The organism is Rhizobium sp. 05N49, assembly GCF_056396805.1.
Genome location: NZ_JBFTME010000008.1, coordinates 198486 through 223711, shown reverse-complemented (window position 1 = coordinate 223711; position 25226 = coordinate 198486). Strand labels below are relative to the sequence as shown.

Below are 25226 nucleotides of genomic sequence, written 5' to 3'. Positions count from 1 at the left end.
AGCCGTCATGGTAGATATCGCAACATTGCTTGAACGCAATCTGCAGGGCATCTTCGGGGAGGGCGACGAGGCCCTCCGCCGGACGGTGGCCGAGGAGATTTTTCATGAAGATGCCGTATTCGTCGAGCCGCACGGAACCTACCGCGGCCGCGACGAGATCGTCCGCATTGCCGGCGTCATCCGCGCCATGCATCCGGAGTTCAAATATACGCCGATCGCGCCGGCCGAAGTGCTTCACGAGGCGGCAGGACGGATGAGGTGGGTGTCCGGCAGCCCAGGCAAGGCGCCGTCCTACGCGGGAACGGATTTCATCGTGGCAAGGGATGGAAGAATTGCTGCCATCTATCTGTTCTTCGACGGTCAACCTGATCCCACCAGTCCGCCGATACCAATGATTCTGAACAAGTGGCGTGGCGCCTAGCACCCTGCCCTATTCGCGGCCTGCCCAGGAAAGCAGGTCGCGCCACCGCTTCACATATCCCACGACGATGAGGTGATGCATGCCGGACATGACAAGTCGCTCCGACAGTATTTCAGGATCGAAAGTGGCTATGGGCGTATYTTTGCCATAGTGGCGAAGTGTATAGGTAAACATCTCCTCCCAGCTGCGGCGTACACCCACGGTCTCGTCAGCCAGACATGGCCGGTATCGATCGATCAGCTCTCCCAGCGTCACGTGGCCTCCTTCCTTCCATCCACGGCATCAAAGCACCTGGCCGATGGCAAACCTTTCGCACAGCGCTGTTTCGCCGGCAATTTTACTCCCCTCTCCTTTTCCCAGCCTGAACAGATCACTCGGCCAAGGTCGCGTGCGCGTTGCCCCCTCATTCAGGGCGGTCCCACACCGTTCAGACGCCGCCGCCTCGTCTACGTTTCAGACCAGGAGCGGCTACAGGGTAGAATTCCTGACACCGAACCGCGGAACAGACGACTATCTTGATCAGCCCGCAGAGATGCCGACGCTCGGAGGCGCCAGCGCCGCTCCGCTTCGCTTCCTCGATTTCCTGATCCGTGATCCTGTCCGGACGATGCTCCTGCACAAGAGCGGTGTCCCGGTGACCGTCCCCGACCCATCGCGCTTTGCTGTCCACAAGCTGATTGTTGCAAGCCGCAGGCACGCCGACGGCCAATCGGCAGTCAAACGGGCTAAGGATATCCGCCAAGCGGCACTCCTGTTCGAAGCCCTCCTGCAAACAAGGCGAGCCTCTGACCTTGCTCTTGTTTACAACGAGGCCTGGGAACGTGGTTCGTCATGGCAAAGCGCCATTCGAGCAGGCGCTGCCATGCTGGATGCGCGCGGTAGAGGCAATTTCGCGACCTTTCTCACGACGGGTTCGAAGGAGATTGCAGAGAACGTCGTCCTGCCCTTCGAAGCGAGCCCTTGAGACAAGATCCCTTTGTCGAAGAAAGGCGGGCCCGGTCGGCGTCGAACGATTGCTTCGATCCCTGGTTGCCGTGGCAAATGTCGGTCGCTAGATTGCACGCGCGATCAACTGCAAACATACGAGGGTTTCATGCCGACCGGTAAAGTAAAGTTTTTCAACGCGGACAAGGGTTTTGGCTTCATCACGCCGGAAACGGGCGGTGCCGACGTGTTCGTCCACGTATCTGCCCTGGAATACGGCAATGTCTTGAAGGAAGGCCAAGACGTATCCTTCGACATCGGTCAGGATCGAAAGACCGGCAAGTCGAAGGCCGAAAACGTCAGGCCGCTCTGAGCCAAACTCTTTCGAGAGCCTGTTCCAGCGGGGCGCGGTCGATCGCGCCCCGTTTCTTCCGATACCCAAACCGCTCGCCGGTGTTTTCCGCAGTGTTTGGTGACACCGGTGGTGATCTTCGCAGCCGTCGGCGATGGCGTCGTCGTCGGAGCGATCTGAGCGCCACCTCTAGCTTTCCTGGCAGGCTTGGACTTCGCCAGGCAGTTTCGGCTCTCCGGGCCAGGCTTCTTTGCCCGGCTGTTCTTGACCGCGCCGCCATCCGCCTCGGCGCTTGCGGCAATTTCCTGGACGCCTGCGGCCAGTATTGCATGTCTTCCCCGAGCGGCCGGCGCTCCTGCTCCCAGATCTCGTAGACGCGCTGTCCAATACGGTCTTCGTTTGCTGCCATCGGGGGCTGGCCTTGACGCTTTCAGTTTATGTCGTTCGGAAGCTCAGCCCGATTTTCCAGGTAAAGCCTGTTTGCGGTGACGGAATGAGATCGAGAGATCATGGATATTCCAAACAATAAATTCCGCGATAGCAGGTACGTTCCCGTGAACAACGGGTTTGTCATCTGCCAAGAACAATCTTGCCGCGGCCAGCAGTACGGCCATATAAGGCGCGATGACTGATTCAAAGATTTTTGTCGGCCTGAGACCGATCCGAAACAAGCCGGCTGAACGTCGCGATCCAGGCGGTCCGACATGCCAATGGGATGGATGTGACAAACAAGGCATGCACCGCGCCCCCGTCGGAGCGGATGCTGAGGGCCTGTATCTTCTCTTCTGTCGTGGCCACGCAAAAGAATACAGCGAAGGCTACAATTACGTGACGAAGCTCTCGAACCCTGTCACTGCCCGTTATCAGAGGGAAGCGGCAAGCGGCAGCCGGCCGACCTGGGGCGTCAGGGTCAATCACGCTTCTGCCGCACCCCTCCCTTCCTCAGTTCGCTCCGGGACCGCAAAGGCGATCAATGCAAGGAAAAACGCTGCGCGCAGCCGCGCGGCTTTGCAGTCCCGAAAGCTCAAAGTTCTTGAAGCGAAAGCATTCGAAACGCTCGATCTTTCCGCGGATGCCACGCCGGAAGAAATCAGAAGTCGCTACAAGCAGAGGCTCAAGATGCACCATCCCGACGCAAACGATGGAGACCGCGCGTCAGAGGAGGCACTTCGGGCGACGATCGAGGCCTATAAAATCCTGAAGCTCAACGATTTCTGCTAGGTCGGTGGGCATTGGGCGCATCGACCGGAGTCGAACCGACGTCCAGCTACTACGAAGGCTTTTAGTCTGAACGCGCCAACAGGCTCGTCAGTTTGCTCAATCCGCGCAGAGCGCGTCCACGTATGCGATTCTGATTTCTCTGAAGGCGACGCCTTCACCACGAGCATGTGGGTGGCCTCTTCCCTTCCGAGAACTCGGCAACTGCTTTCCGCGCGCGTGACGACGACGTCCGCACGCGACAAGTCGAGACCGACATCTCGATTTTCAGCTTCGATAAGGCTGCTGGCGCAGGGCGCCCTTGTAAGATTGTTGGTTGCGGTCGGTCGAGTTTGCGCTGGCGAGATGTCCGCAGATTGCTAGGATCGTGACGCATCCGCCGCCGACTCAGTTTCAGTTCAGGTTTTGATTTCAAGGCGAGGACGAAATGAGGCTTGTTTTATTCAATTCGGCGGGTGCATTCGGAACGTGCTGGAGGAGCGCTTGATGAATTCGATTGACTTGAAAGACAGAGTGACCGTCATCACCGGCGGCGCACAGGGGATCGGTTATGCCATCGCCGAACGGGTGATCCAGTCCGGCGGGAAAGTTGCTCTCTGGGATTCAAATGGCAATCGCTCGGCCGATAGTGCCAGCACACTCGGACCGAATGCCCACGCGTTCCAGGTCGACGTGACGGATTTCGATCTCGTCGGCAGGGCGGCTTCGGCGACAGAGGAGGTTTTCGGAAGGATCGATTGCCTGGTGAATTCGGCAGGGATTACGGGGAAGGTCAAACCGACGATCGAATACGATGTCTTGGAGTGGCGAAGTGTCGTAGACGTCTGCCTGACGGGCACATTCAACTGCTGCCGCCATGTCGTGCCGGTCATGTTGAAACGAGATTACGGTCGGATCGTCAACATCTCATCGGTGGCCGGAAAAGAAGGTAACCCGAATATCGCGGCCTATAGTGCTGCCAAAGCAGGCGTGCTTGGCTTCACCAAGTCTTTGGGCAAGGAACTTGCGAAAACCGGAATCGCCGTCAACGCCATTACGCCCGCCACAGCGAAGACGCCGATCCTCGATGGCCTCACGCCCGAATTCATCGAATACATGCTGGTCAGGATTCCGCGAGATCGCTTCGCCGAACTTACGGAGATCGCGGCGATGACGGTATGGCTCCTGTCGGAGGAAAACTCGTTCACGACGGCGTCTACATTCGATCTTAGTGGCGGAAGAACGACTTACTAAGTGCATTAATCGCCCCTTGCGGCACCGCATTGGCTGAAGGCGCCTTCTCCCCCTCACGTGCCCGGACGGCGGAAGCCCTTGGCCAAGCCGGTGGCCGATAACATAATCGGCAAATGACGATTCGAGGGCGACTGTCGGTCTTGCCGGCGACCGAGCGGACGATATCGGCCGACAGGTCCACCTCACTCGAGATCCGAACAGATCGCCCGTAGAAGGTCGTCGAGGGTATTGATGTAGACGCGGACAGCCCTACAGGATCGTAGACGGCCCCACTGACCGCGCCGTGATTGATGCCCTTTATTACCTGAAAGACACTTCGACGTTTTGACGGTCCTGCGCGATAACGCGGCAACGGGTTTCGAAGCCTTCGCCGCGGATTACCAGATCAAACTCCGGCGGTATGCCTGAGGTGTTTGAAAGGACCAGCCCTGCGCCGTCGCTTCCAAGCGACTTAACCGTGCAGTCGATTACTGAACGCCGCTCGTTGAACAGGATGGAGGCGCTTTTCAGTACCCTGCGGCGCTCTCCTCCGTTTGCACCCTTCAGATCATGCCATGAGACGCAGCGATTTCGTCCTCCGCTTTTGGCGGCATACATCGCCGCGTCCGCCTGGGCTATGAGCGTATCGGTGTCACGGCTAACAATTGAAAGGTTGGTCGATCCGATACTGGCTGTCACACTCACGGTGCCGAAGTCGCCGTTCACAAGGGACCCCGCGATAGCGTTCCGCAACTTCTCCGCAACAGCTGCGGCTGCGGCCTTGTCGACATGGGGAAGTAAAAAGGCGAATTCCTCGCCCCCTAGACGTCCAATTAGATCTCCTGCCCGCAGGCTGCCCCTACATGCACCACTAACAGCTTTGAGAACCTCATCGCCGGCAGAATGGCCGTAAGTGTCATTTACCTTCTTAAAGTGATCCACATCCAATACAAGGCATGCGAGATCATGCTGATGCCTCAGTGCCTGCGCGATTAATTTCTCGCTCTCGGACTTGAAGGCTTTTCGTGTGAGAACACCCGTCAGACCATCCGTCGCAGCAGATTGAAGCAGCTCAATGCGTTCCATTGCAAGTCCAGCGAGCTCCTGAAGGATAGCAAGGTCCCTCGCCCCAAATGACTTGGGCCGACGGTCAATGGCGCACACCGTCCCCAAGACAAACCCCTCGCGCGTTTGGAGTGGCACGCCAGCATAGAAACGGACATGAGCTTCGCCAGTCACCGATGGATTGTTTGCGAACCTGGCGTCCTTTGACGCGTCCTGAATAATCATCGGCACTCCCGAGTCGACGATCAACGTGCAGAAGCTTTCTTCTCGTGGGACCTCTGAATTCGGCAAGCCGACACAGGCTTGATAACTTTGACGATGTGCGTCGATGACAGACACAATCCCGATATCGACTGAAAATATCTCTTTGATAAGCCGAACGATTCGTTCGAAGCTCGAATCCCTTGGCGCGTCCAACAAGTCAAACTGGTCCAGTGCTTCGAGCCGCGCGCGTTCGCGCTGAGCTCGTTCCGCCGTCAATTTTCCGAATGTCCGTAAAGTGTTCATGTAGCCCACCATATCAAGCAGGTGGATCATGGGAGCGATAAATTAAATTTCGATTAGACGGCTAGCTGCGCATACTCTGGATAGCGCTTGCTTGAAACTTCGCCACTGGGTCGCATGCTGGAATACCAGCTCATCGCCCAGGAGCGCGAACAGAACGGAGATAGTCCTATGCGCATCAAGCAATGCACACGGCTTAGAACCACTTCACCAGAAAATGTTCGCTGGTGGGACGCATATCGCCTCGCCGTCGATATCGAACCGCAGGAGTTCACCTAATCCTCTAATTCGGCCTGGAGTAGCATAAAGCGAGACGCCTTCAGGGCGCGGCAGTCAGTTCGTCCAAGACCCCCATTTTCTTCAACGAACTCACGACGCCGGTGAGCGCAACGACTGCTACGAAGAGCGCGACAAGTACCATCGCGTAAGAAAGCTCCTCAGGCGATATTGAATCTGCCGCCAGTCGATAGAATTCAGTTGCCAACAGGGCGATCAATGTGGACGACATCGTCGAGTAATCCTTGGCAATGACGCGCTTCGCATTGAAAGCCATACCTTCCGTTGACGACGAAAACGCGCTCAGCTTCAGCCCCCATCTGGATACGTCCCGGCAATAAGCGCCATATGCCTCGCCGAACTTGTTCGCGAGGAATTCCTCTTCGGCGTAAATGATGCACTGGTAGATAAGGCCGAACAGTACGCATCCGGCAACGACGACCACCGGATTGCCATGGAAAAGAAAGAGCCCGGAGTAAATCAACATGTTCCCCACGTATAGAGGGTTGCGGCAAACGCCAAACATGCCTTCCGTCACCAAATCGCTGGCATAAACCCGCTTATTGAGGCCACCGCGCTTGATGTAGGCATATCCGATCACGGTTGCGCGCAGTACCAGACCAGCCATGACGACAAGCAACGCGATAATGTTTTTCCATCCTTCGAGCGCAGCACTACCGAAAACGGTTGTGGCAGGCGGGCTAGAAACAAACAGTGCGACGATTATGAGCGGGAAAGCCTGGTTTCGGTATTTGAAAAAGAAGCGGCCGATCGCGAGGGAAACTCTGTTCATGGCTTTTCGACTCACTTGACCGCGACGATGCCGCAGAAATTGTACCAGCGGAAGAAGACCTCGGTGCTCTTGAAGCCTACCTCCTTGAGCAACTGGATGTTCTCCTCGAGGCGGTAGGGAATGAGGACATTTTCCAGTGCCTCTCGCTTCTTCGAGATTTCGATCGAGGAATATCCGTTGCGCCGCTTGAAGTCATAATAGTGGTCGATGAACAGTCTGTTGAACGTCGTGTCCTCGCTGGTCAACTTCTCGATCAGCAGCAGGCATCCGTGCGCCTTGAGCCCGTTGAAGATAGTCTTCATCACTCTTTCACGAAACAGTGGACGCACGAACTGAAGCGTCAGAAGCATCGTCACGACGCTAGCATTTTCGATCGTAAAGCCGCGATGGAGGTCGCTTGTGACCAGATCGATTGATCGGTTTGTTCCCGATTCCTCAATCTTTTCCGCCGCCTTCTTGAGCATGTCCGGTGCATTGTCGATTCCGACGAAATCAAGTTGATTGTCGACGACGTGGTCCAATGCCAACAGGGTGGTGGCCGTCGAGCAGCCAATATCATAGAGGGTCGAATGGGGTTGGGCGAAGTCCCGGGCCAATTCGCAAACCATCCGCTGCATCTCCCCATAGAATGGGACTGAACGGCTGACCATGTCATCGAAAACGCTTGCGACGGTGGAATTGAAAGAAAAGTCCGCAACCGAATTGCGTTCGTCGGCAAACACCTCGTCGCGCGAATTCATATGCAAGACAAGACGGCTAGACTGGTCTGTCATACCCGCTCCTAATTTATAGCAATTTCAGGTGGGAGTACTTTCCCCGAGCACACCCGGCGCGGTGCGATGTGAGCACAGGAGTCTGACAATAACCTGAAAGACGATCTGCACTCACAACAATGGTGGGAGAAACGGCTAGAAGTGATCCTGCCTACGTGAGGCCGGCTCGCCACCAGTCGCTATCATTACAATCAACGCCGCCTTTCCCTCACCTCACCTGCCCGGCCGCGCCAGCGACCGTGCGATATCGATGATGTCGTCACGCGAGGCGGTCGGACGCACCGCCTCAGGCAGAAGCAGCCGCACCATTCGGCGCATGGCCATAACGCTTGCGGAATGCGTTGGAGAAATACTGGCTGGAGTTGAAGCCGCAGGAGAAGGCAATCTCCGTGATGCTGCTACGCCCCGGCGTCTTCAAAAGGCGCGAGGCCTCTTCCAGCCGCAGATGCTGCAGATATTGCCGCGGCGTCATATTGGTCAACCGCTTGCAATATTCCGAAAAGCGGGTGCGCGACAGACCGCATTCTTCGGCCATGGAATCGAGCGTCCAGTCTTCGGCAAGCGCGAAGGCCAGCCGGCGCAGGAAGATCGCCACCGTATGCTGCGACGTCGAAAGATCGGGATCGAGCTTCGGCGCCTGCTCCATCATCCGGTCGATCAGGCTCAGCATGATCGTATTGATCGCCACCTTCAGCCGCGTTTCGCCATCTTCGGGCGTTCGTCCGAGCAGGATCGAGGGCACGGCCTCGAAGGCGCGGCACAGATCAGCGCCGCCATCCCAGACCGGCTGGTTGTTCTGCGTCAGCAATTCGCCGAGCGTGCGGGCTTCCTCGCTTGAAAACACCATCCAGCTCGGCCATCCCCAGGCTTCGCTCGGACGCCTCAGCCCCGCATCGAGAATGATCCACAGCAGGCGGCTCGCATCGACGCCGGGATTGCCGATCGAATGCAGCTGCCAGGGACGGATGACGATGAACTGGCCCTGCTCGAAATTGTAGGTCTGGTCATCCACGACGAGATTGAGGTTCCCGCGCGCCAGATAGGCGATTTTGAACCCTTCATTGCAGTGGCGGCCGAGTCCCCAGCTTTGCGCATAACGCGCATCCCAGAAGCCGACCGTACGGATCCCCGGCAGGCGGTCTCCGAGCGACTGGCCGGGATAGCTGCCGCGGGTCCACGCGTGCAACTCGACTTCGCCACGCGCGGCGGCAGCCTGCAACTCGCGGCAATTGTCGGCATACATCATCGAATCCGGCTGGCGAAAGACCGAAGGACGACGAATGTCGGCTGGCTTGATGATTGTGTGCTTATTCATTTCGCGCGCCTCCCAACGCAGAAAATGACTTAAGAAATTTACCACTGTTGTGGGGCGCAAGTTYTACCGAGTCAAGTCTGCCAAGTATCCACCTCGAGGATGGGCAACCATGCCGCGGGACGACGACGTGACTGCCGCATGGGAAGGAGAACACGTGAAGATCGCATTCAACTTACTTGTGCTCGGAGCGGAGATCACCACGGCGCATGGCCGTCAGCTCGAGCGACTGAAGGCGCTGGGATATGACGCGGTCGAGATCCCCGTCTTTTTTGGAAAGCCGGATCACTATGCCGCCCTCGGCAAGATGCTGCGCGATATCGGTCTCTCCGCCGGCGCCGCTGCAGTCGCGACCCAGGAGGCCAATCCCGTGAGTGCAGATCCTACGGTCCGTCGACGCGCCCGCGACCATCACCGGTGGATCGTCGACTGCACGCAGGCAATGGGCGGCGAAGTGATCGCCGGTCCGCTCCATTCCCCCGTCGGTGTCTTCACCGGCTTCGGTCCAACGTCGAATGAGCGCGGCCGCTGCGTCGAGGCGATGCGGGCGCTGGCCGAATATGCCGCATCTGCAGGCATTCGCATCTCCGCCGAAGCCGTCAACCGTTTCGAATGCTACCTGATGTCGACGATCGCTGCCGCCTCGGAGATCTACGGCGAGGTTGGTCACCCGAACTATGGCTACATGTTCGATACCTTCCACGCCAACATCGAAGAAAAGGATCCGCCGGCAACTTACGAACGTTACCACAGGGAAATCAATCACTACCATGTTTCGGAGAACGATCGCGGCATTCCGGGGACCGGTCACGTACCCTTCGCGGCCCATTTTGAGGCGTTGCGCCGTTGCGAATATGACGGCTGGCTCACGGTCGAATCCTTCAGCCGTGCCCTACCCGAGCTTGCGGGAGCCACGCGCGTCTGGCGGGATCTTTTCGACGACCTGGACACGCTCTTTGCCGAGAGCATCGCCTTCATCCGCAGGGAATGGGACATTGCCGGAGAACGCGCACCATCGGGCTCGAAGGGGGCGGCGCAATGACGCTACCCGCACTTGAAATGGCCGGCATCACCAAGACTTTCCCCGGCGCGCTCGCACTTGACGAGGTGGATTTCGACTGCCGTCCCGGAGAGGTGCACGCAATCTGTGGCGAGAATGGCGCCGGAAAGTCGACGCTCATGAAGATCCTCGGTGGCAGCTATCGACCGGATAGTGGAGAGATTCGCATTCGCGGCCAATCCGCAGATTTCGCCCACCCGCAACAGGCCAAGGCGGCTGGTATATCCATCGTCCATCAGGAACTTAGCCTATTGCCCTATCGCAGCGTCGCGGAAAATATCTTCGTGGGCCGCGAGCCCTCGCGGCGCGGCGTTCTCGACCGGCGCGAGATGCGTCGCCGCAGCATGGAGTTATTGCAGCGTCTCGGCGCCGGTATCGATCCGGACCGGCAGGTTTCGACGCTTTCGATTGCGGGTCAGCAATTGGTGGAAATTGCCAAGGCGTTGCTGCTCGATGCGCAGATTCTCGTCATGGACGAGCCGACGGCGGCCCTTGACGAACGTGACGCCCAGGCCCTGCTGCAACTCGTGCGCGGCCTGCGGAGTGAAGGCGTCTCGATCATCTACATCTCGCACAGAATGCCGGAAATCATGGCTCTTGCCGATCGCATCACGGTGCTGAAGGACGGCCGCAGGATCTGGACGAAATCGCGGGAAGACGCCGATATTGGCGCGATCATCAGAGCGATGGTCGGTCGTGATCTCAAGGACTTCTATCCATCGCCGCCGGCCGGCAAGCCCGGTCATTCGTTGCTCTCGGTGGAACAGGGCGGAAATACCTACCTGCGCGGCATCGATCTCGATCTCCGGGCCGGCGAAATCATCGGCGTCGCCGGGCTGGAAGATTCCGGAAAGGCATCGCTCGCACAGGCAATTATCGGCGATCAGCCGCTGACAGCAGGTACGATACGACTTGGCGGCGGTTCGCAGGCAATCACCTCGCCGCGCCGCGCGACGAGCCGCGGCATCGGCTATCTGCCGGGCGATCGCAAGCGCGAGGGACTGTTGCTGCGGCAGTCCGTTCGCGACAACGCACTGTTGACGCTCCGATCCATGTCGAATTTCTTCACCCGCCCCGAAAGCGGAGCCTTCTCAAGAGACCGCATCGACGAGGTGCTGCGGGTGACGGACGTGCGAGCTGCCGATTTCGGCCAGGCGGTCGATTCGCTTTCCGGCGGCAATCAGCAGAAGGTCATCATTGCCCGCTGGCTTGCGCGGCAATCGAATATCCTCGTTTTCGTCGAGCCGACCCGAGGCATCGACATCGCCGCCAAGGCGGCGATCTACGAGGCGATGCGAAGCTTCGCCAATACCGGCCGCGGCATCATCGTCGTTTCTTCTGACATGCCAGAACTCATCGGCATTTCCGACCGGATTCTCGTGATGCATCAGGGCCGGATCGCCGGCGAGTTGCCGCGCGGCGCAAGCGAGGAAGCAGTGATGGCGCTGTCGCTCGGCATCGATATACGCCAGAAGCAGGAGGCCCTCACATGAGTGGCGAGACCCTTCCGGCGACAAGCCGTACCCGTCACCCGATACGCCTTTCCGTGGCCGCCGTGCTCGTGCTGGTTTCGGCCTGCATCTTTGTCATTGCGGCGATAGCGACGGGGGCGACAAGCCAGCTAAATCTTGAAGGGCTGGCCGGCCTGTTTCAACGGATGGTCGCTCTCGGCCTTGTCGGGCTCGGCCAGACCTTCGTCATTCTCGTCGGCTCGATCGATCTTTCGGTGGCGGCGCTAATCAGCGCGGTCGCGGTCCTTGCCTCGTTCATCATGCAGGCAAATCCGGCAATGATCCTGCCGGCGATCCTTGCGTGCCTCGTCCTCTGCCTGATCGTCGGCGCCATCAACGGACTGCTCGTCGCCTATTGCGGCATAAACCCGCTGATCGCAACGCTTGGCACAGGCCTGACAATCCAGGGATTATTGTCGGCATCCTTCACTTACCTCCAAGGTTCGGTCGCACCGTCCTTCCAGGCCTTCGCCTATACCAGTCTTCTCGGTATTCCCTACCCGGTCCTGCTGTTCGTCGCACTTGCCGCCGCGGCAAGCCTGCTGCTGACGCGCACCGTATTCGGCGCGCGCATCTACGCCGTCGGCGGAAATCCGCAAGGCGCTCGTCTGGCTGGCATCCGCACCGAGCGCGTGGTGCTCGCTGCCCATGTCATCGCCAGCCTCTTTGCCGGCGTTGCGGGGCTCTATCTGGCGGCCCGGCTGCAGTCAGGTACGCCCTGGATCGGCCGTGACGGCATCTATGACCTGGAATCGATCGCGGTAACAGTCATCGGCGGGACCATACTGGCCGGTGGCAAGGGGGGAGTGGCGGGCACGGTCGCTGGCGTCCTGCTCTTTGCCACGCTTGACGCCAGTTTCAATATGCTCGGTGTCGATGCATTTCTCAAGCAGGTGATGCGCGGTGCGATCGTGATCGCCGCTGTTGCCATCCACGCCATACGTCACAAGGGGCATGTCGCATGACCCCGCTTTCAGAAACGACACCGATGCGTCGCCCGGTCATTTCGCTTGCAAAGATCAACTTCGGCCTGATCGTCTTTATTATCCTCTATGCCGCTATCGCGAGCCTTCAGCCGAACTACCTCGAAGCCGGCCTTTTCATGAACTTCCTGCGCCGGGCAGCGCCGCTGATCATCCTCGCCGTCGGGCAGCTCTATGTCGTTCTGACCGGTGGTTTCGATCTCTCCGTGGGGGCCATCGTCACCCTCGTCGTTCTGGCAGCTTCCATCCTGATCAATGGCGACCCCGAGATGACCTGGCCGATGATCGGCGTCCTCTACCTCATGGGTCTCGCTGTTGGCCTGGTGAATGGTCTCGTCGTCACTTTTCTGAAGGTGCCTTCGATTATTGCCACGCTTGGCACCATGCTGCTCGTCAACGGCCTAGCGCTGGCCTGGTCGGGTGGTGCGGCGCGCGGCGATCTGCCGGACAATTTCCGAGATCTCGGCCGTTTCCTGATGCGCGATGTCTGGCTGATCGGCAGCCTGCCGCTCGCAGTCATCATCCTCTTGCTTTTTCTCATGTTTGCCTGGTGGGGACTGCACGGCACTGTCTACGGCAAACGCGCGTTGGCGATCGGCGACAATCCGAGGGCTGCGGAACTCGCAGGCTTGCCGGTCGCCGCCACCCGCATCGCCGCTTTCGTTGTGTCGGCACTGGCGGCGGTCACCGCCGGCATCCTCGTCGGTGGCTTTTCCGGTGTGTCCGTCAACGCCGGCCGCGGCATGGAACTGCAGGCGATTGCCGCCTGCGTCATCGGCGGTGCCCAGCTGCTCGGCGGCCGCGGCTCGCTATGGAGTGCGTTGTTTGGCGCTCTTAGCCTTTTCGCGCTCTTCACCCTACTCAATCTCGCCGGCCTGCCCCAGGCGCTACGCGACAGCATCCAGGGGGTGATTCTGATTGCCGCCGTCGGCGCCAGCGCCTGGCGAGATCGGAGAAAGACCTGATTGCTTGCAGGGAGAGACAAGCGATGAACCGCCGGTACGCCGGCATAATGGAGGAGGACGAACATGCAATACAAAGCAGTTGTTGCAGCACTGATAGCGATGGCATTTGCCGGCGTTAGCTATGCGCAGGAATTCAACGATCCCGCTGAATTCAAGAAGCAGCGCGAGCAGCTTTCGATGACGCCGCAAGGCCCGGAGGGCAAGCCATGGGCGCAGCATCTCGGGGACGGAATGGTCGATGCCGCCAAATACAAGAAGGACGGCCCCGTCACGATCTGCTTTTCCAATGCCGGGATATTCAACCCCTGGCGCGTCGTTGGCATGCACAATCTGCAGGCCGAGGCCGAACTGCACAAGGATCGCATCAAGGAACTGGTGGTCGTCGATGCCGAAGGCAAGGACGATAAGCAAATCTCCGATATCGAAGCCCTGGTCAGCGGCGGCAAGTGCGATGCGCTGATCGTATCGCCGAACACGACGGCGGCGCTAACGCCGGCTGTGGAGGCAGCCTGCGCGAAATTGCCGGTCATCGTCTTTGACCGCGGCGTCGCTACCAAGTGCCCGGTCACCTACATCCACCCGGTCGGTGGGTACGGGTTCGGCATCACCTCGGGCGAGTTCATCGCCAGCAAGCTGCCGAAGGGCGCCAATGTTCTGGCACTGCGCATCATGCCGGGTGTCGACGTACTTGAGACCCGCTATTCGGCGGCGAAGAACATCTTCGACGAAGCCGGCCTGAAGGTCATCGGCTCAGAATTCACCGCCAGCGACCGAGCCAAGACCAAGGCGGTCGTCGAGGACTACATCAATCGCGGCGAAAAGATCGATGCCGTCTGGATGGATGCCGGCGATACGTCCACCGCAGCACTCGAAGCATTCGAAGATGCCGGACTGCCCTATCCTGTCATCAGCGGCGAAGACCAGCAGGACTTCCTGCGCAAATGGCAGAAGGACAAGCTGACGGCAATCGGCCCATCCTATCCGACCTACCAGTGGCGGACAGCGATCCTCGGCGCTCTTGATGTGCTCGACGGCAAACAGGTGCCGGGTCCGGAATGGATCCTGCCTCAGCCGGCGATCACGCAGGATACGCTGGCAAGCTATATCGACGAGCGCATGCCGCCGCTACACTACAGCCTTTGCGGCTGCCAGGACTTGCCTGGCTATCCGGAGCTTTGGGGTGGCAAGAAATAGGTTCTGTACGACAGCAGCCCCGGCGGAAACGCCGGGGTTAGCAATCAGAAATAGATCGACATCACCAGATCCTGGTCGAAATCGCCAAAACCCTTGCCGAAAAGGTTCATGCCTCCAGGGTTGTCGGCCTTTTCGTCGATTCCGATACGGAAGCGGATCGAGTGACGGTCGGCTATGCCGAGCGAGGCGATAGTCTGGGTAGAGACCATAGCGCCGTCGATCCAGGTGCCTGTCTCATCGATCGTCCAGGTCTTGAGCTTGCCGTATTGGGAGCCCGATAGCTTCCACCAGGACGGCGAATACATGCCGCGGCGATCGCCGAAATCGCCAGGCGAAGTCCAGTGTCCGGCCTTGATGCCATTGACCCAGATGGAAATGTCGGATGGCCAGTTCGCGTTCGTGGCCGGGGTCTCGGAGCTCAGCTCGGCCGAGAATTCCACCTTGCGGATCTTCTTGCCCGAGACCTTGGCATTGTTCGGGAATTTATACTCGACATAACCACGAGTGAACCACAGCAGCGCCGCCTGCATGCGTTGCGGATCGAGGAAGACTTCCTGCACATCGAGCATGCCGATGACGTTGTTGACCGAACAGAGGCCGCAGGGGGCGCCGACGTCGAATTCCGTGAAGAGGCCGATCGGCATGCTGACGGTCACCACATCCTGGCTTGCCTTCGTGCCGTTGGTATCGAAGCGGATCAGGATTTCGTCATAGATGCTGGAGCAGATCTTCTGATTTCCCTTCGTCGCCTTCATCGTCTGGGTCTGGATGAGACCCGCCTGCTCCAACGACTTCAGATTGGTTGCCGTCGTCGATTGCGGCAGGCGCATCTGTGCCGCGATGTCGTTGACATTCAGCGGCCCTTTCTGGCGCAAGAGGTTGAGGATTTCGATGCGCGTCGGAGAACCGAGTGCCTGCACGACGTCAACGTCCCGCATCGGATCGACGGTTAGAAGTTTCGTCTCCATGCCCTGATACTGGTTCTCCAGTCTTTCTGGTTGGTTTGAGCTAATATCACGGCGTCATATCCAATGTCGCCGCTCTTTTTTGATCGCCGGCCCGCGCCTCGGGAGAGCTCTCGCGGACCGGCTGGGGCCTTCTCACCTCGGCCCGGAAACAACCCCTGATGCATTATCCCTTGATGCCGGATGACAGCATCAGGGCCTGTGTCACGCGTTTCTGGAACAGCAGATAGGCAAGAGCGACCGGCATCGCTGCAAGGATGGCGACAGCCATATCGCGCGCATATTTGACGCCGAACGCATCCCGCGTCTGGGTGATGCCGACGGTGATCGTCATCATGTCGTCGGAACTGGTGACGAGGAACGGCCAGAGGAAGGCGTTCCAGGCCATGATGTAGGTGATGATCGCGAGCGCGGTTGTGATACCCCAGTTCAGCGGCAAATAGAGCTTGAACAGGATCTGGAACTCGCCGCAGCCATCAAGCTTTGCGGCCTCGCGCAGCTCCTTCGGCACGGAATCGAAGAACTGCTTGTAGACGATGACGACAACGGGAACGATCAGCTGCGGCAGGATGATGCCGCCCCAGGTATTGATCAGGTTCAGCTTGTGCATCAGCACGAATTGGGAGATCACGAGCGCCTGCGAGGGCACCATGAAGCTCGCCAGGATGATGCCGTAGAGAAGCCGGCGGCCGGGAAAGACGATCTGCGACAGCGCGTAGGCGCACATCACGCTGATCAGGATGACGACGACGGTTACCGTCACCGAGGTGACGATGGAATTCAGGTACCAGGTCGACAGCTTCGTCTCGAAGAGCGCGTAATAATAGCCTGAGAAATTCAGGACGTCGGGAATGAGGGTGGTCTTGTTGACGACGTCCTGTTCCGGCTTGATGGATGTGACGATCGCCCAATAGATCGGGAAGGCCCAGGTGCAGGCGATCACCACCGTGAGGAGCAGCAGCAGCGCGTTGCCGATTGTCTTGCCGGGCATCTCAGCGCTCCCTCACTCGCAACAGCTGGTATTGCAGCACCGAGACGACGACGATGATCAGAAACAGGATCACTGCGACTGCGGAGCCGAGACCACCATGGTTCGATCGGAAGGCTTCACGATAGACGAGCTGCAGGAGCACATAGGTGGAATTGAACGGCCCGCCCTCGGTCAGAAGATAGACCTGGTCGAAGATTTTGAGCTGCAGGATCAGCTGCAATGTCAGCACCAGCGCGGTCACCGGCCAGATCAGCGGCCAGGTAATGCGCTTGAAGCATTGCCAGCGCGTCGCGCCATCAAGCATGGCCGCCTCGTAATAGTCATTGGGAATGTTGCGCAGGCCTGCGATGAAGAGCAGCAGGTTGAAACCGTTGGTCCACCAGACGGTCACAAGCGCCACCATCGGCATGGCCCAGACCGGATCGCGGAAGACGCTGACGCGCGAGCCGGTGACGGCCTCGATGACGAATTGGGCGATGCCGAACTGCTGATCGAGCACCCATTTCCAGATCTGGGTCACGACGGAAACCGGAAGAATATAGGGAATGAAGAAAAGCACGAGCACCAGGCTCTGCATCCAGCCCTTCAGACGCACGACCATCAGCGCCAGTCCGAGGCCGATCAGCGTATTCGGGATGACGGTCAGAACGACGAAATAGCCGGTGTTCCACACCGAGGTATAGAAGAGCTTCTGATGGAAGAGCTTCACGTAGTTGTCGAAGCCCACCCATTGGCCTTCGCCGACGAGCGGCGCGTCGGTAAAGCTCAAGGCGAACATCTTGTAGACCGGATAGGCAAAGACGGTCGCATAGGCGATCAGGAACGGCGCGATCATGACGATCGCCGTCAGCGTCTTGCGTCGCTTTTCAGTGTTGACCACAGATCATCTCCCTGGACGAAGGACTGGCCGGAGGCTGGCTCCGGCCAGTGTCTTCCTACTTCTGGCTTTCCAGCTCTTCGCGCATCTGGTCGATCGCATCTTCCGGATCGAGCTGACCGTTGAGTGCGGGAACCACGAAGTTCTGGGTTGCCTCGTAAATCGGACCGGCAACACCTGCGAGCTTGGAAACCGGGTCGAAGACGGCGGTATCGGCCAGCTTCGCATAGGTGGCGTTCGGCTGCATTTCCTTGAATTCCTTGCTGTCCGTGACCGGCTTGAAAGCAGGAATGTGGCCGGCACTTGCCCAGGAGATCGAGTGCTCATTCATCCAGGCAATGATCTGCAGCACGGCCTTCAGTTTTTCAGGGGTGATCGGCTTGCTGTCGCTGTTCGGGACAGCGAAGGAATGCGAGTCCGCCCAGGTGGCCTGCGTGCCCATCAGGTTCGGAATTTCGATGGCACCCCATTCGAAACCGAGTTCGCCCTTCTTGGCAAGATCGGCCATCGTCGGCACTTCCCAGACGCCGTTGACGTGGAGAGCTGCCTTGCCGGAGGTGAAGAGCGCGATCGAGGCTTCATAGGAGATCAGCTTCGGCGAATAGCCCCCGGAGACCCAGTTCGCCATGGTCTTCAGGGCTTTCACGCCGGCATCGCCCGGCAGGATCTGGTCCCCGTCGATGAACTTTGCCCCCTGCTGGGAAAGCAGCGTATAGAAGACGCGCCACATGGAGCCGCCTTCATCCGTGTGCAGCGACAGCGGATATTCGACCTTGCCCGTCGCCTTGATCTTGTCGAGGGCGGCGTTGAAATTGTCGAGACCGTCGAAACCTTTCGGCAGGCCGTCGTCACCGAGCAGGCCGGCTTCCTTCAGGATGTTCTTGTTGTAATAGAGAACGATCGAATGCACGTCGAAGGGAATGCCATAGACCTTGTTGTCGAAGGTCGCCTGCTTCCAGGCCGCGTCCACGTAATTTTCCTTCTTGATGCCGGCCGATGCCAGCTCTTCGTCAGTAAAGGGACGCAGGATGCCGGTCGGCACGGCCAGCGGATAGCGAGACATGTGATAGGTCATGATATCCGGCTGCTGGCCGACGGCGGCCGACGTCTGCACCTTGGTATAGAAGGGCACGCCCCATTCGAGCGTCGTGGCATTGATCTTGATGTCAGGATGGGTGTCGTTGAATTCCTTGATCAGCGCCTTCATGCGAACGCCGTCGCCGCCGCTCAAGAAATCCCACCAGGTAATGTCCGTCTGCGCAAATGCCGCCGCCGAGGGCAGCAATGCGATGGCTGCCGAGACGGCGAGCTTTATAATCTTTCTCACGTTTGTTCCTCCTCTAAAGCATGGGTTAAGGTCACCCCGCGGCACGGGGCGTCTCTCGCCGCGAACCTCCTCCAAAGGCGCGCGATCAGATGTCCTGCATTTCTTTCGGTCGCCGGATCCGATCCGGATTCCGTTTCAATCAACTGAGCCTTCTGCCTTCGGCGTCGAAAGCCAGCATTTCAGGCACTCTCAGGGAGAGGCTGATCTTCTCCTTCGGCTGAGGCCTGCTTTCGCGGCACTCGACCGTCATTTCCGCATTGGTTGCGGTCAACACGTGAAGATATCCGGTGCCACCGAGCTCCTCGGTGAACTCGGCAGTGGCAGGCAGTGTCAGGCCGCCATTTGAGGCGCCAAGGCCGATATGCTCGGGCCGCACGCCGACATTGATGGCTGCGCCCTCGGCGACCGGACTGCGTGTCGGCAGGTCGAAGGCCTGGCCCGGCGCATCATCGAGCTCGACACGGGCAGAGCCCTGGCCAGCGGACACGACCCTGCCTTTCAGAAAATTCATGCCCGGCGAACCGATAAAGCCGGCGACAAACATGTTCTGCGGATTGCGGTAAAGTTCCAGGGGTGCGCCGATCTGCTGGACGACACCCTCCTTCAGCACGACGATCTTGTCGGCGAGCGTCATCGCCTCGACCTGATCATGGGTCACATAGACCATCGTCGCACCAATCTGGCGGTGCAGACGGGCGATTTCCATGCGCATCTTCACGCGCAATTCGGCATCGAGGTTGGAGAGCGGTTCGTCGAACAGGAAAACCCTCGGTTCGCGCACGATGGCGCGGCCGATCGCCACGCGCTGGCGCTGACCACCGGAAAGCTGGCTGGGTTTGTGCTGAAGATAGTCGGTCAGGCGAAGAATATCGGCGGCCGCCTTCACCTTCGCTTGAATCTCTGCCTTCGGCCGTTTGGCGATCGACAGACTGAAAGCCATGTTTTCGAACACCGAAAGATGCGGATAAAGCGCATAGGACTGGAAGACCATGGCAACGCCGCGCTTCGACGCTTCCCTGTGGGTGACGTCCTCATCCTCAATCCTGATCTGGCCGCCGCTCGTTTCCTCAAGCCCGGCAATCATTCGCAGCAGCGTCGACTTTCCGCAGCCGGAGGGGCCGACGAAAACCGCGAACTCGCCCTGCTCGATCTCGATATCGACGCCGTGAATGACGGCGAAGGAGCCGAACGACTTCCTGACATCAGTCAGTTTTATCCCAGACATACATCCTCCCGATTGGCAGTCCGAACGGGGCAGCCTCCTCCGCTGCCCCGATAGCGATCAGCTCATGCCGAAGCGACTGACAGCAGGATGAAATGATAGGATTTCGCCGGCAGCGACCCGGTGAGCCTGCCTTCATCGGTGACCTGCAGGCCGGATCCTGCCTTCGGCACGATGCGGTTTTGATCCTCGACGGAGTTGCGGGCCTTCAGGTCATCGCCGACCATCGCATGATGCTGGACCACCTTGACGCCCTTGAAGCCCTGCAGGTCGATATCGAGGTCGATAGCCTCATCGAGGCTGCGGTTGATCGCAAAGAGCGCGATGCTCTTGCCATCCTCATGCAGCACGGCCGAAAGATCGAGATAGGGAACGTCCTGTGCGACTTCGCAATCGTAAGTCGGGCCGGATGAAGACACCGCCAGTGCAGTGCCGCGGCCGTACTTCGAAGCAAACTGCAGCGGATAGTAGATCGACTGGCGCCAGGCCGGGCCGCCCGCCTTGGTCAGGATCGGCGCGATGACGTTGACGAGCTGTGCCATGCAGGCGATCTTGACGCGGTCGGAACGACGGATGAAGACGTTGATCAGCGAGGCGACGAAGATTGCGTCCTCGAGATTGTAGAGCTCTTCCAGGAGCGGCGGCGCCTCCGGCCAGTCCCAGTTCTTGTAGCGCTGATCGTCTTCCTTGCGGTCGTGATACCAGACGTTCCATTCGTCGAAGCAGATCTTCACGTCACGCTTGGAACGCTTCTTCGCCTTGATATAGTCGATGACGCCGCCGATCGTGACGATGTAGCGGTCGAGTTCGATCGCCTTGGCGTAGTAATTCAGCGTGTCGTTTTCCTCGTTGCCGAAATACTTGTGCAGCGAGATGTAGTCGACGCTATCATAGCTTGCGTCCAGAACCTGCGCCTCCCACTCGGGATAGGTCTTCATCTTGTCATTCGACGAGCCGCAGACGACGGTTTCGAGCGTCTTGTCGAAATATTTGAACGCCTTGCTGACGTCGTTGGCGAGCAGGCCATATTCGGTCGCGGTCTTATGGCCGACCTGCCAGGGGCCATCCATCTCGTTGCCGAGGCACCAGATCCGCACATTGTGCGGGTCCTTGTAGCCGTGCTTGGCGCGCAGGTCGCTCCAATATGTACCGCCAGGATGGTTGCAATATTCGAGGAAATTGCGGGCATCGTTCAGGCCGCGCGAACCGAGGTTCATGGCCAGCATCATCTCGGTCTTCGCGAGCTTCGACCAGTCAGCGAATTCATTGATGCCCATCTGGTTGGTCTCGCGGGTCCGCCAGGCGAGGTCGAGACGCGTCGGGCGCTGGTCGCGCGGGCCGATGCCGTCTTCCCAATGATAGGCCGAGACGAAGTTGCCGCCCGGATAGCGTACGATCGGCATATCCAGGTCGCGCACCATATCAAGAACATCGGTACGGAATCCGTCCTTATCAGCTTTTTCGTGGCCCGGCTCATAAATCCCGGTGTAAACGGCGCGGCCCATGTGCTCCAGGAAGGAGCCGTAGACACGCTTATCGACGTTCGAAATGGTGAATTCCCTGTTCAGGGTCGCCTTAGCTCGCATGAATGTTCCTCGTTTATTGAATTTGATTTTTGAAGAAGCTATTCTCACAAGTTTTTTTATCAAGTATTTTGTTTTGTATCCATAAATCGGTTTTGATATCTCACACGAGATGCGAAGCCCATGAAAAATCTGGGAAAACCATTCATGTGGTGGGCGGTGGGAGCAAAGGCGCCCCTTAAAAAAAGATGGGAAACGGAATTCTGGTGGCCACCGCGCCGCAGCGGCATATCCAAGCGCGAAATTGGGGCGTTCGCGACGCAAAATGAGAGCTCTCTCACAATACCGATCTCACGCGCCGCTCGCGGGCTGCGGTTTTGACATGAACCTAAGCTGAAGAGCGTCTTCAGAAGGAGTTCATGGCGCAGGGGCCAGCCTTGGTCACAACTACCAAGGAGAGAAACTATGAAAATCACTCATTTTGCCGTGGCAGCCGTTCTCTCGCTCGGCTCGGCCTTGGTCGCGGCAGAGCCTGCAGCGGCGATGCCTCGATCGGCGGCGCCGTCCGCATCGGTGGAAAAGAGCGCGGTCGTTCAGGTCCGGCACCGCCACTACCGCCATCATCGTGATTACGACCGGTATGGCTGGCATCACCGCCGCTACTATCGAGATCGCGACTATCGGGATTGGCGCGCAGAGCGGCGCTGGCGGGACGATCGCGGCTGGCGATACCGTGACCGTTACTACGGTGATCGCTACTATCGCCCACATCGCAACGGCGTGTATTTCCGCCTGGATCTCTAAAGCAGGACCGCCTCAGGATTGCCAACGGATCGCGGCCGGTCGCCGCGTCCCTGCAGTAAGTCGCTAATAGAGATATCCTCGTTCAGGTCAGTCCAGGGCCCATTGGGCTGACCTGAACTTTACGCAGCTGATCCGATGTCGCGTTCAAGAACTGTGGAATGCAAGCCAATGGCACACTGAGAGTGCGCCCATCAGCTATTGAAATCCACATTGAACCGCTCCTTCCAAGATGACGCGAAAGGGACGCCGGCCCGCAGGACGCGTGGACCCTCCATTGGGCGTCAGCGGAACCGTTTGCCGAAAGCATCCGTTTTCCGTCGCCTGCTTCCCGTTGAAGCCCTAAACCTCGCCTCTCTCGGAGCCTTCGATGCCCGCATCGCTCGCCAAGGATCGCTCACTTCTGGCGCTTGCCGTCCTGAACTTCTTCCTGGCTGACGCCCGCGACGGTCTCGGACCTTTTCTCGACGGCTTCCTCGCCACCCGAGGGTGGTCACCTATGGCGCTTGGCCTCGTCGCCACGATCGGTGGCGTGCTTGGCATGGTCGCCACGCCATTCTTCGGTGCCTGGGTCGACGCGACGCATCGCAAGCGCACGCTGATCATCCTGCCGGTTCTGTTGGTGACGGCTGCCGCTCTCTGGACGCTTGCGAGCCCCGGCAACGCCGCCGTCTTCGGCGGCCAATCGGCAACCGCAATCGTCGGGGCGGTCGTCGGCTCCGCTCTCATGGGGCTGACGCTCGGGCTTGTCGGCGAACGCCGCTTTTCCGGGCAGGTCTCGCGCAACGAATTCTGGAACCACGCCGGCAACGTCGCATCGCTTGCTGGGGTCTATCTCGCGTCGCTCGCTTTCGGGCTGAAGGGCGTCATTGCCATGATGGCAATGACGGCCACAGCGACCATTCTGGCTGTTCTTGCGGTCGATCCGCGCAGCATCGACCATGAGGCCGCCCGCGGTCTTGCGCACGACGACGGAGCGCCTGGTCCCTCCGGCTTCTCCGTTCTGTTTGCCAAGAAGGGTCTCGTCCTGCTCGCCGTCGTGCTGATGGTCTTCCATTTCGGCAACGCCCCGATCAGCCGCCTGATCGCCCAGGATTTCTCAATCCAGCTCGGGACACCCTTCCGAACCACCGCGGTCACGACAGGGGTGTCACAACTGTCCATGATCGCGATGGCGCTGGCCGCCCCCTTGATGATCCGTCGCTTCGGCCTTGGCACCGTCTTTATCATCGCGCTTTCCGCCTTGCCTGTTCGAGGCCTGATCGCCGGCACCTTCACGAGTTTTGCCGCCATCTTTCCAGTCCAGATCCTCGACGGCGTCGGTGCAGGCCTCATTGGCATCGCGACACCGATCGCCGCAGAGCGTATCCTGTCAGGCACCGGGCGCTTCAATGTCGGCCTGGCCGCCGTCATGACGGTTCAGGGCATCGGCGCGTCTCTCAGCAATATTGTCGCCGGCTGGCTGACGGATCTTGGCGGCTACGGCCTTGCCTATTTCGTTCATGGGGGAGTGGCACTCTTCGCCGTTGCGATCTTCTGCACCGCTTTGGGCTCCATCGCGCCATCGCCGACAGATGAGGATGACACGTCGGTCAACGGTTCAAACCGGGTTGATCTCGCGGAAGGCGAGGGCTAGGTTGCCGCCCCGCAACACGTACAAACACATGAGGACGTCATGCCGACTGGCAAGGTTAAGTTTTTCAACATGGATAAGGGCTTTGGCTTCATCACGCCGGAGACGGGCGGACCCGATATCTTCGTCCACGTCACCGCGCTTCAATATGGCGATGGGTTGAAGGAAGGGCAGAGCGTTTCCTACGATGTAGGCCAGGACCGCAAGACCGGCAAGGCAAAGGCGGAAAACGTCAGGCCGCTCTGAGCTGCGACACTCGCTTAAAAATCACAAGCACTAGCTGGGCGCCCATGAGGCGCCCTTCTCATTTAGAAGTTTATCTCTGTCGGCTGCCTGGAAGCGCCATAAGGATGGGACCGAGCACAAACTCTCCGTGTTCGGCTGGTCTCGTCAGGTCGCGCAGAGAACCGCCGACCGAATTGACCTGGCCTCTCCGCTCCAGGATGCAGGCGATCACGGTCGCCCGCATTTTCCGCGGGCGATGAGATCTTGCTGCCCGCCGCACAGGAAAGGATTTCGGGTCGCTGCCCGTCCCCCTTTCTGCCGTCATACCCTTGCTGCAGCGGGTGCTGCCATGCTTCGGCAACACCCGCCGCACCAGCAATTAACGAGAATAGAACGTCATGCCGCCGTCCGCAGCCTGTTCTGCGTCGACGATATTGGAGACCTTCACGCCATCTCTTTCGAGCCTTGCGACAAGCGGGCCATTTGCTTCAATGGCAGCCTGAATTCCCTGAATGGCGTTCTCCGAGCGATCCGAAACGGAAGACCCACGTGTGGTGTGCTCGGGCGACTGGTCCCAGTTACCAAGTACGTGGACGTCGAAATCGGACGAGAAGGTGCGAAGGGTGTTTTCGAGAGGGCCCGGGGCATTCATGTCAAGGCTCTCTGCGTGGCTGACAGTTGCGAAGCCGAACGAGGAAACGAGGACGACGGCGGCGAGGTTAAGAACGCGGTTCATCGGAAAATCTCCGTAGGGGGTTACGATAGGTCTTCTCGTCGGTCGCTTCGAAAGTGCTTGGCGCTCCGGTGTGAAGACATATTTGAGGTAGGGCCTCGCACCAGGGATCGACACTAGACGGCAATTCACTTGTCACTAGACTTTGGTCTAGGTTGTCGCAAYGGGTTGATTGTCGATGGCCCGATACTTTGCTGCCGAAAGAATTCGGCGGCGTACTTCATTACAGACGAAACATATTTCCAGAGAACTGAAACGATGCTGCGGTTTTGCAGCAGCACTTCTCCCTGCGACCTGGCCCCTGCTTCTACGTCTGAAGATGGGCAAGTCTTTCATCCGTTTGCCAGCAAGCGCATTGAAGAGAAA

Annotated in this window: 27 protein-coding genes and 2 pseudogenes; 14 read left to right on the top strand and 15 right to left on the bottom strand. The window is 59.0% G+C overall.

The features are described 5' to 3' along the window. Positions 1-7: 7 nt before the first annotated feature. Entirely contained in the window at positions 8-421 is a 414-nt protein-coding gene (locus AC1DF8_RS18175) for a nuclear transport factor 2 family protein (protein WP_478154351.1), read from the top strand. A 9-nt stretch (positions 422-430) separates the two neighbouring features. Here AC1DF8_RS18175 and AC1DF8_RS18170 read toward each other — a convergent pair whose 3' ends face one another. Next, the gene (locus AC1DF8_RS18170; protein ID WP_478154350.1) at positions 431-676 is read right to left on the bottom strand and encodes a hypothetical protein; all 246 of its coding nucleotides are present in this window, start codon (positions 674-676) and stop codon (positions 431-433) included. A 139-nt stretch (positions 677-815) separates the two neighbouring features. On the opposite strand from AC1DF8_RS18170, the pseudogene AC1DF8_RS18165 reads away from it, so the two are divergent. Continuing rightward, a pseudogene (locus AC1DF8_RS18165) lies at positions 816-1385 on the top strand (GSU2403 family nucleotidyltransferase fold protein); the annotation flags it as partial. Between the two features lie 129 nt (positions 1386-1514). Further along, the gene (locus tag AC1DF8_RS18160) at positions 1515-1718 is read left to right on the top strand and encodes a cold-shock protein (RefSeq protein ID WP_112542180.1); all 204 of its coding nucleotides are present in this window, start codon (positions 1515-1517) and stop codon (positions 1716-1718) included. On the opposite strand, the gene AC1DF8_RS18155 is transcribed toward AC1DF8_RS18160, so the two are convergent. After that, entirely contained in the window at positions 1705-2106 is a 402-nt protein-coding gene (locus AC1DF8_RS18155; protein WP_478154349.1) for a DUF2934 domain-containing protein, read from the bottom strand. The two genes, AC1DF8_RS18160 and AC1DF8_RS18155, sit on opposite strands and share 14 nt — an antisense overlap. Before the next feature lie 215 nt (positions 2107-2321). On the opposite strand from AC1DF8_RS18155, the gene AC1DF8_RS18150 reads away from it, so the two are divergent. Together AC1DF8_RS18150 and AC1DF8_RS18145 are read left to right on the top strand one after the other, a co-directional pair. Then, positions 2322-2918 carry a J domain-containing protein gene (locus AC1DF8_RS18150; protein WP_113206463.1) on the top strand — a complete coding sequence of 199 codons (597 nt, stop codon included), beginning with the start codon at positions 2322-2324 and terminating at the stop codon, positions 2916-2918. 483 nt (positions 2919-3401) lie between these two features. Then, the gene (locus tag AC1DF8_RS18145; RefSeq protein WP_112542178.1) at positions 3402-4148 is read left to right on the top strand and encodes an SDR family NAD(P)-dependent oxidoreductase; all 747 of its coding nucleotides are present in this window, start codon (positions 3402-3404) and stop codon (positions 4146-4148) included. A 300-nt stretch (positions 4149-4448) separates the two neighbouring features. Here the strand turns inward: AC1DF8_RS18145 and AC1DF8_RS18140 are convergent, their stop codons facing one another. Next, a complete protein-coding gene (locus AC1DF8_RS18140; protein ID WP_478154348.1) occupies positions 4449-5699 on the bottom strand; it encodes a sensor domain-containing diguanylate cyclase in 1251 nt (416 codons plus the stop codon). Positions 5700-5786: 87 nt separating this feature from the next. Between AC1DF8_RS18140 and AC1DF8_RS18135 the strand changes: the two genes are divergently transcribed. After that, on the top strand, positions 5787-5975 hold the full coding sequence (locus tag AC1DF8_RS18135; protein WP_478154347.1) for a hypothetical protein: 189 nt from the start codon (positions 5787-5789) through the stop codon (positions 5973-5975). A gap of 40 nt (positions 5976-6015) precedes the next feature. Here the strand turns inward: AC1DF8_RS18135 and AC1DF8_RS18130 are convergent, their stop codons facing one another. The 3 genes from AC1DF8_RS18130 to AC1DF8_RS18120 all read right to left on the bottom strand — a co-directional run bounded on the left by AC1DF8_RS18130 (position 6016) and on the right by AC1DF8_RS18120 (position 8853). Then, positions 6016-6765, bottom strand: a complete 750-nt coding sequence (locus AC1DF8_RS18130; RefSeq protein WP_113013706.1) for a methyltransferase family protein — start codon at positions 6763-6765, stop codon at positions 6016-6018. 11 nt (positions 6766-6776) lie between these two features. Then, complete coding sequence (cmoA, locus tag AC1DF8_RS18125; protein WP_112969721.1) at positions 6777-7538, bottom strand: carboxy-S-adenosyl-L-methionine synthase CmoA; 762 nt, start codon at positions 7536-7538, stop codon at positions 6777-6779. A gap of 286 nt (positions 7539-7824) precedes the next feature. Further along, positions 7825-8853: an AraC family transcriptional regulator gene (locus tag AC1DF8_RS18120; protein ID WP_113013707.1), complete on the bottom strand. Its 1029-nt coding sequence runs from the start codon at positions 8851-8853 to the stop codon at positions 7825-7827. 154 nt (positions 8854-9007) lie between these two features. On the opposite strand from AC1DF8_RS18120, the gene AC1DF8_RS18115 reads away from it, so the two are divergent. The 5 genes from AC1DF8_RS18115 (at position 9008) to AC1DF8_RS18095 (ending at position 14563) form a co-directional block, all read left to right on the top strand. Further along, positions 9008-9892 carry a sugar phosphate isomerase/epimerase family protein gene (locus AC1DF8_RS18115; RefSeq protein WP_162735770.1) on the top strand — a complete coding sequence of 295 codons (885 nt, stop codon included), beginning with the start codon at positions 9008-9010 and terminating at the stop codon, positions 9890-9892. Then, positions 9889-11403, top strand: a complete 1515-nt coding sequence (locus AC1DF8_RS18110; RefSeq protein ID WP_113206459.1) for a sugar ABC transporter ATP-binding protein — start codon at positions 9889-9891, stop codon at positions 11401-11403. The genes AC1DF8_RS18115 and AC1DF8_RS18110 overlap by 4 nt, the downstream gene beginning before the upstream one ends. Beyond that, positions 11400-12386 (top strand): ABC transporter permease, encoded by a 987-nt coding sequence (locus AC1DF8_RS18105; protein ID WP_478154346.1) that lies wholly within the window; start codon positions 11400-11402, stop codon positions 12384-12386. Before AC1DF8_RS18110 ends, AC1DF8_RS18105 begins: the two co-directional genes overlap by 4 nt. Then, a complete protein-coding gene (locus AC1DF8_RS18100; protein WP_478154345.1) occupies positions 12383-13369 on the top strand; it encodes an ABC transporter permease in 987 nt (328 codons plus the stop codon). Before AC1DF8_RS18105 ends, AC1DF8_RS18100 begins: the two co-directional genes overlap by 4 nt. A gap of 63 nt (positions 13370-13432) precedes the next feature. After that, positions 13433-14563 (top strand): substrate-binding domain-containing protein, encoded by a 1131-nt coding sequence (locus AC1DF8_RS18095; RefSeq protein ID WP_113115617.1) that lies wholly within the window; start codon positions 13433-13435, stop codon positions 14561-14563. Between the two features lie 44 nt (positions 14564-14607). On the opposite strand, the gene AC1DF8_RS18090 is transcribed toward AC1DF8_RS18095, so the two are convergent. The 6 genes from AC1DF8_RS18090 to arfA all read right to left on the bottom strand — a co-directional run bounded on the left by AC1DF8_RS18090 (position 14608) and on the right by arfA (position 21531). Beyond that, positions 14608-15531, bottom strand: a complete 924-nt coding sequence (locus AC1DF8_RS18090; protein WP_112542169.1) for an ArsR/SmtB family transcription factor — start codon at positions 15529-15531, stop codon at positions 14608-14610. A gap of 163 nt (positions 15532-15694) precedes the next feature. Continuing rightward, positions 15695-16519, bottom strand: coding sequence for a carbohydrate ABC transporter permease (locus AC1DF8_RS18085; protein ID WP_018114220.1), 825 nt, complete (start codon positions 16517-16519; stop codon positions 15695-15697). 1 nt (position 16520) lies between these two features. Beyond that, positions 16521-17354, bottom strand: a complete 834-nt coding sequence (locus AC1DF8_RS18080; protein WP_112542218.1) for a carbohydrate ABC transporter permease — start codon at positions 17352-17354, stop codon at positions 16521-16523. A 100-nt stretch (positions 17355-17454) separates the two neighbouring features. Then, positions 17455-18723: an ABC transporter substrate-binding protein gene (locus AC1DF8_RS18075; protein WP_113115616.1), complete on the bottom strand. Its 1269-nt coding sequence runs from the start codon at positions 18721-18723 to the stop codon at positions 17455-17457. 139 nt (positions 18724-18862) lie between these two features. Then, positions 18863-19948, bottom strand: coding sequence for a sn-glycerol-3-phosphate ABC transporter ATP-binding protein UgpC (locus AC1DF8_RS18070; RefSeq protein ID WP_112542167.1), 1086 nt, complete (start codon positions 19946-19948; stop codon positions 18863-18865). Between the two features lie 62 nt (positions 19949-20010). After that, positions 20011-21531 carry an arabinosylfuranosidase ArfA gene (arfA, locus tag AC1DF8_RS18065; protein WP_113013716.1) on the bottom strand — a complete coding sequence of 507 codons (1521 nt, stop codon included), beginning with the start codon at positions 21529-21531 and terminating at the stop codon, positions 20011-20013. A 402-nt stretch (positions 21532-21933) separates the two neighbouring features. On the opposite strand from arfA, the gene AC1DF8_RS18060 reads away from it, so the two are divergent. Next, positions 21934-22272: a hypothetical protein gene (locus AC1DF8_RS18060; RefSeq protein ID WP_018114821.1), complete on the top strand. Its 339-nt coding sequence runs from the start codon at positions 21934-21936 to the stop codon at positions 22270-22272. An 82-nt stretch (positions 22273-22354) separates the two neighbouring features. Here AC1DF8_RS18060 and AC1DF8_RS18055 read toward each other — a convergent pair whose 3' ends face one another. After that, complete coding sequence (locus tag AC1DF8_RS18055) at positions 22355-22483, bottom strand: DUF2442 domain-containing protein (RefSeq protein ID WP_478154344.1); 129 nt, start codon at positions 22481-22483, stop codon at positions 22355-22357. A gap of 156 nt (positions 22484-22639) precedes the next feature. On the opposite strand from AC1DF8_RS18055, the gene AC1DF8_RS18050 reads away from it, so the two are divergent. Both AC1DF8_RS18050 and AC1DF8_RS18045 read left to right on the top strand, forming a co-directional pair. Continuing rightward, positions 22640-23905 carry an MFS transporter gene (locus AC1DF8_RS18050; RefSeq protein ID WP_478154343.1) on the top strand — a complete coding sequence of 422 codons (1266 nt, stop codon included), beginning with the start codon at positions 22640-22642 and terminating at the stop codon, positions 23903-23905. Between the two features lie 39 nt (positions 23906-23944). Beyond that, entirely contained in the window at positions 23945-24148 is a 204-nt protein-coding gene (locus AC1DF8_RS18045; protein WP_018114823.1) for a cold-shock protein, read from the top strand. 70 nt (positions 24149-24218) lie between these two features. Here the strand turns inward: AC1DF8_RS18045 and repC are convergent. Then, positions 24219-24365: pseudogene (gene repC, locus AC1DF8_RS18040) on the bottom strand (replication initiation protein RepC); the annotation flags it as partial. Between the two features lie 141 nt (positions 24366-24506). After that, positions 24507-24863, bottom strand: a complete 357-nt coding sequence (locus tag AC1DF8_RS18035; protein WP_018114824.1) for a hypothetical protein — start codon at positions 24861-24863, stop codon at positions 24507-24509. Positions 24864-25226: the final 363 nt, after the last annotated feature.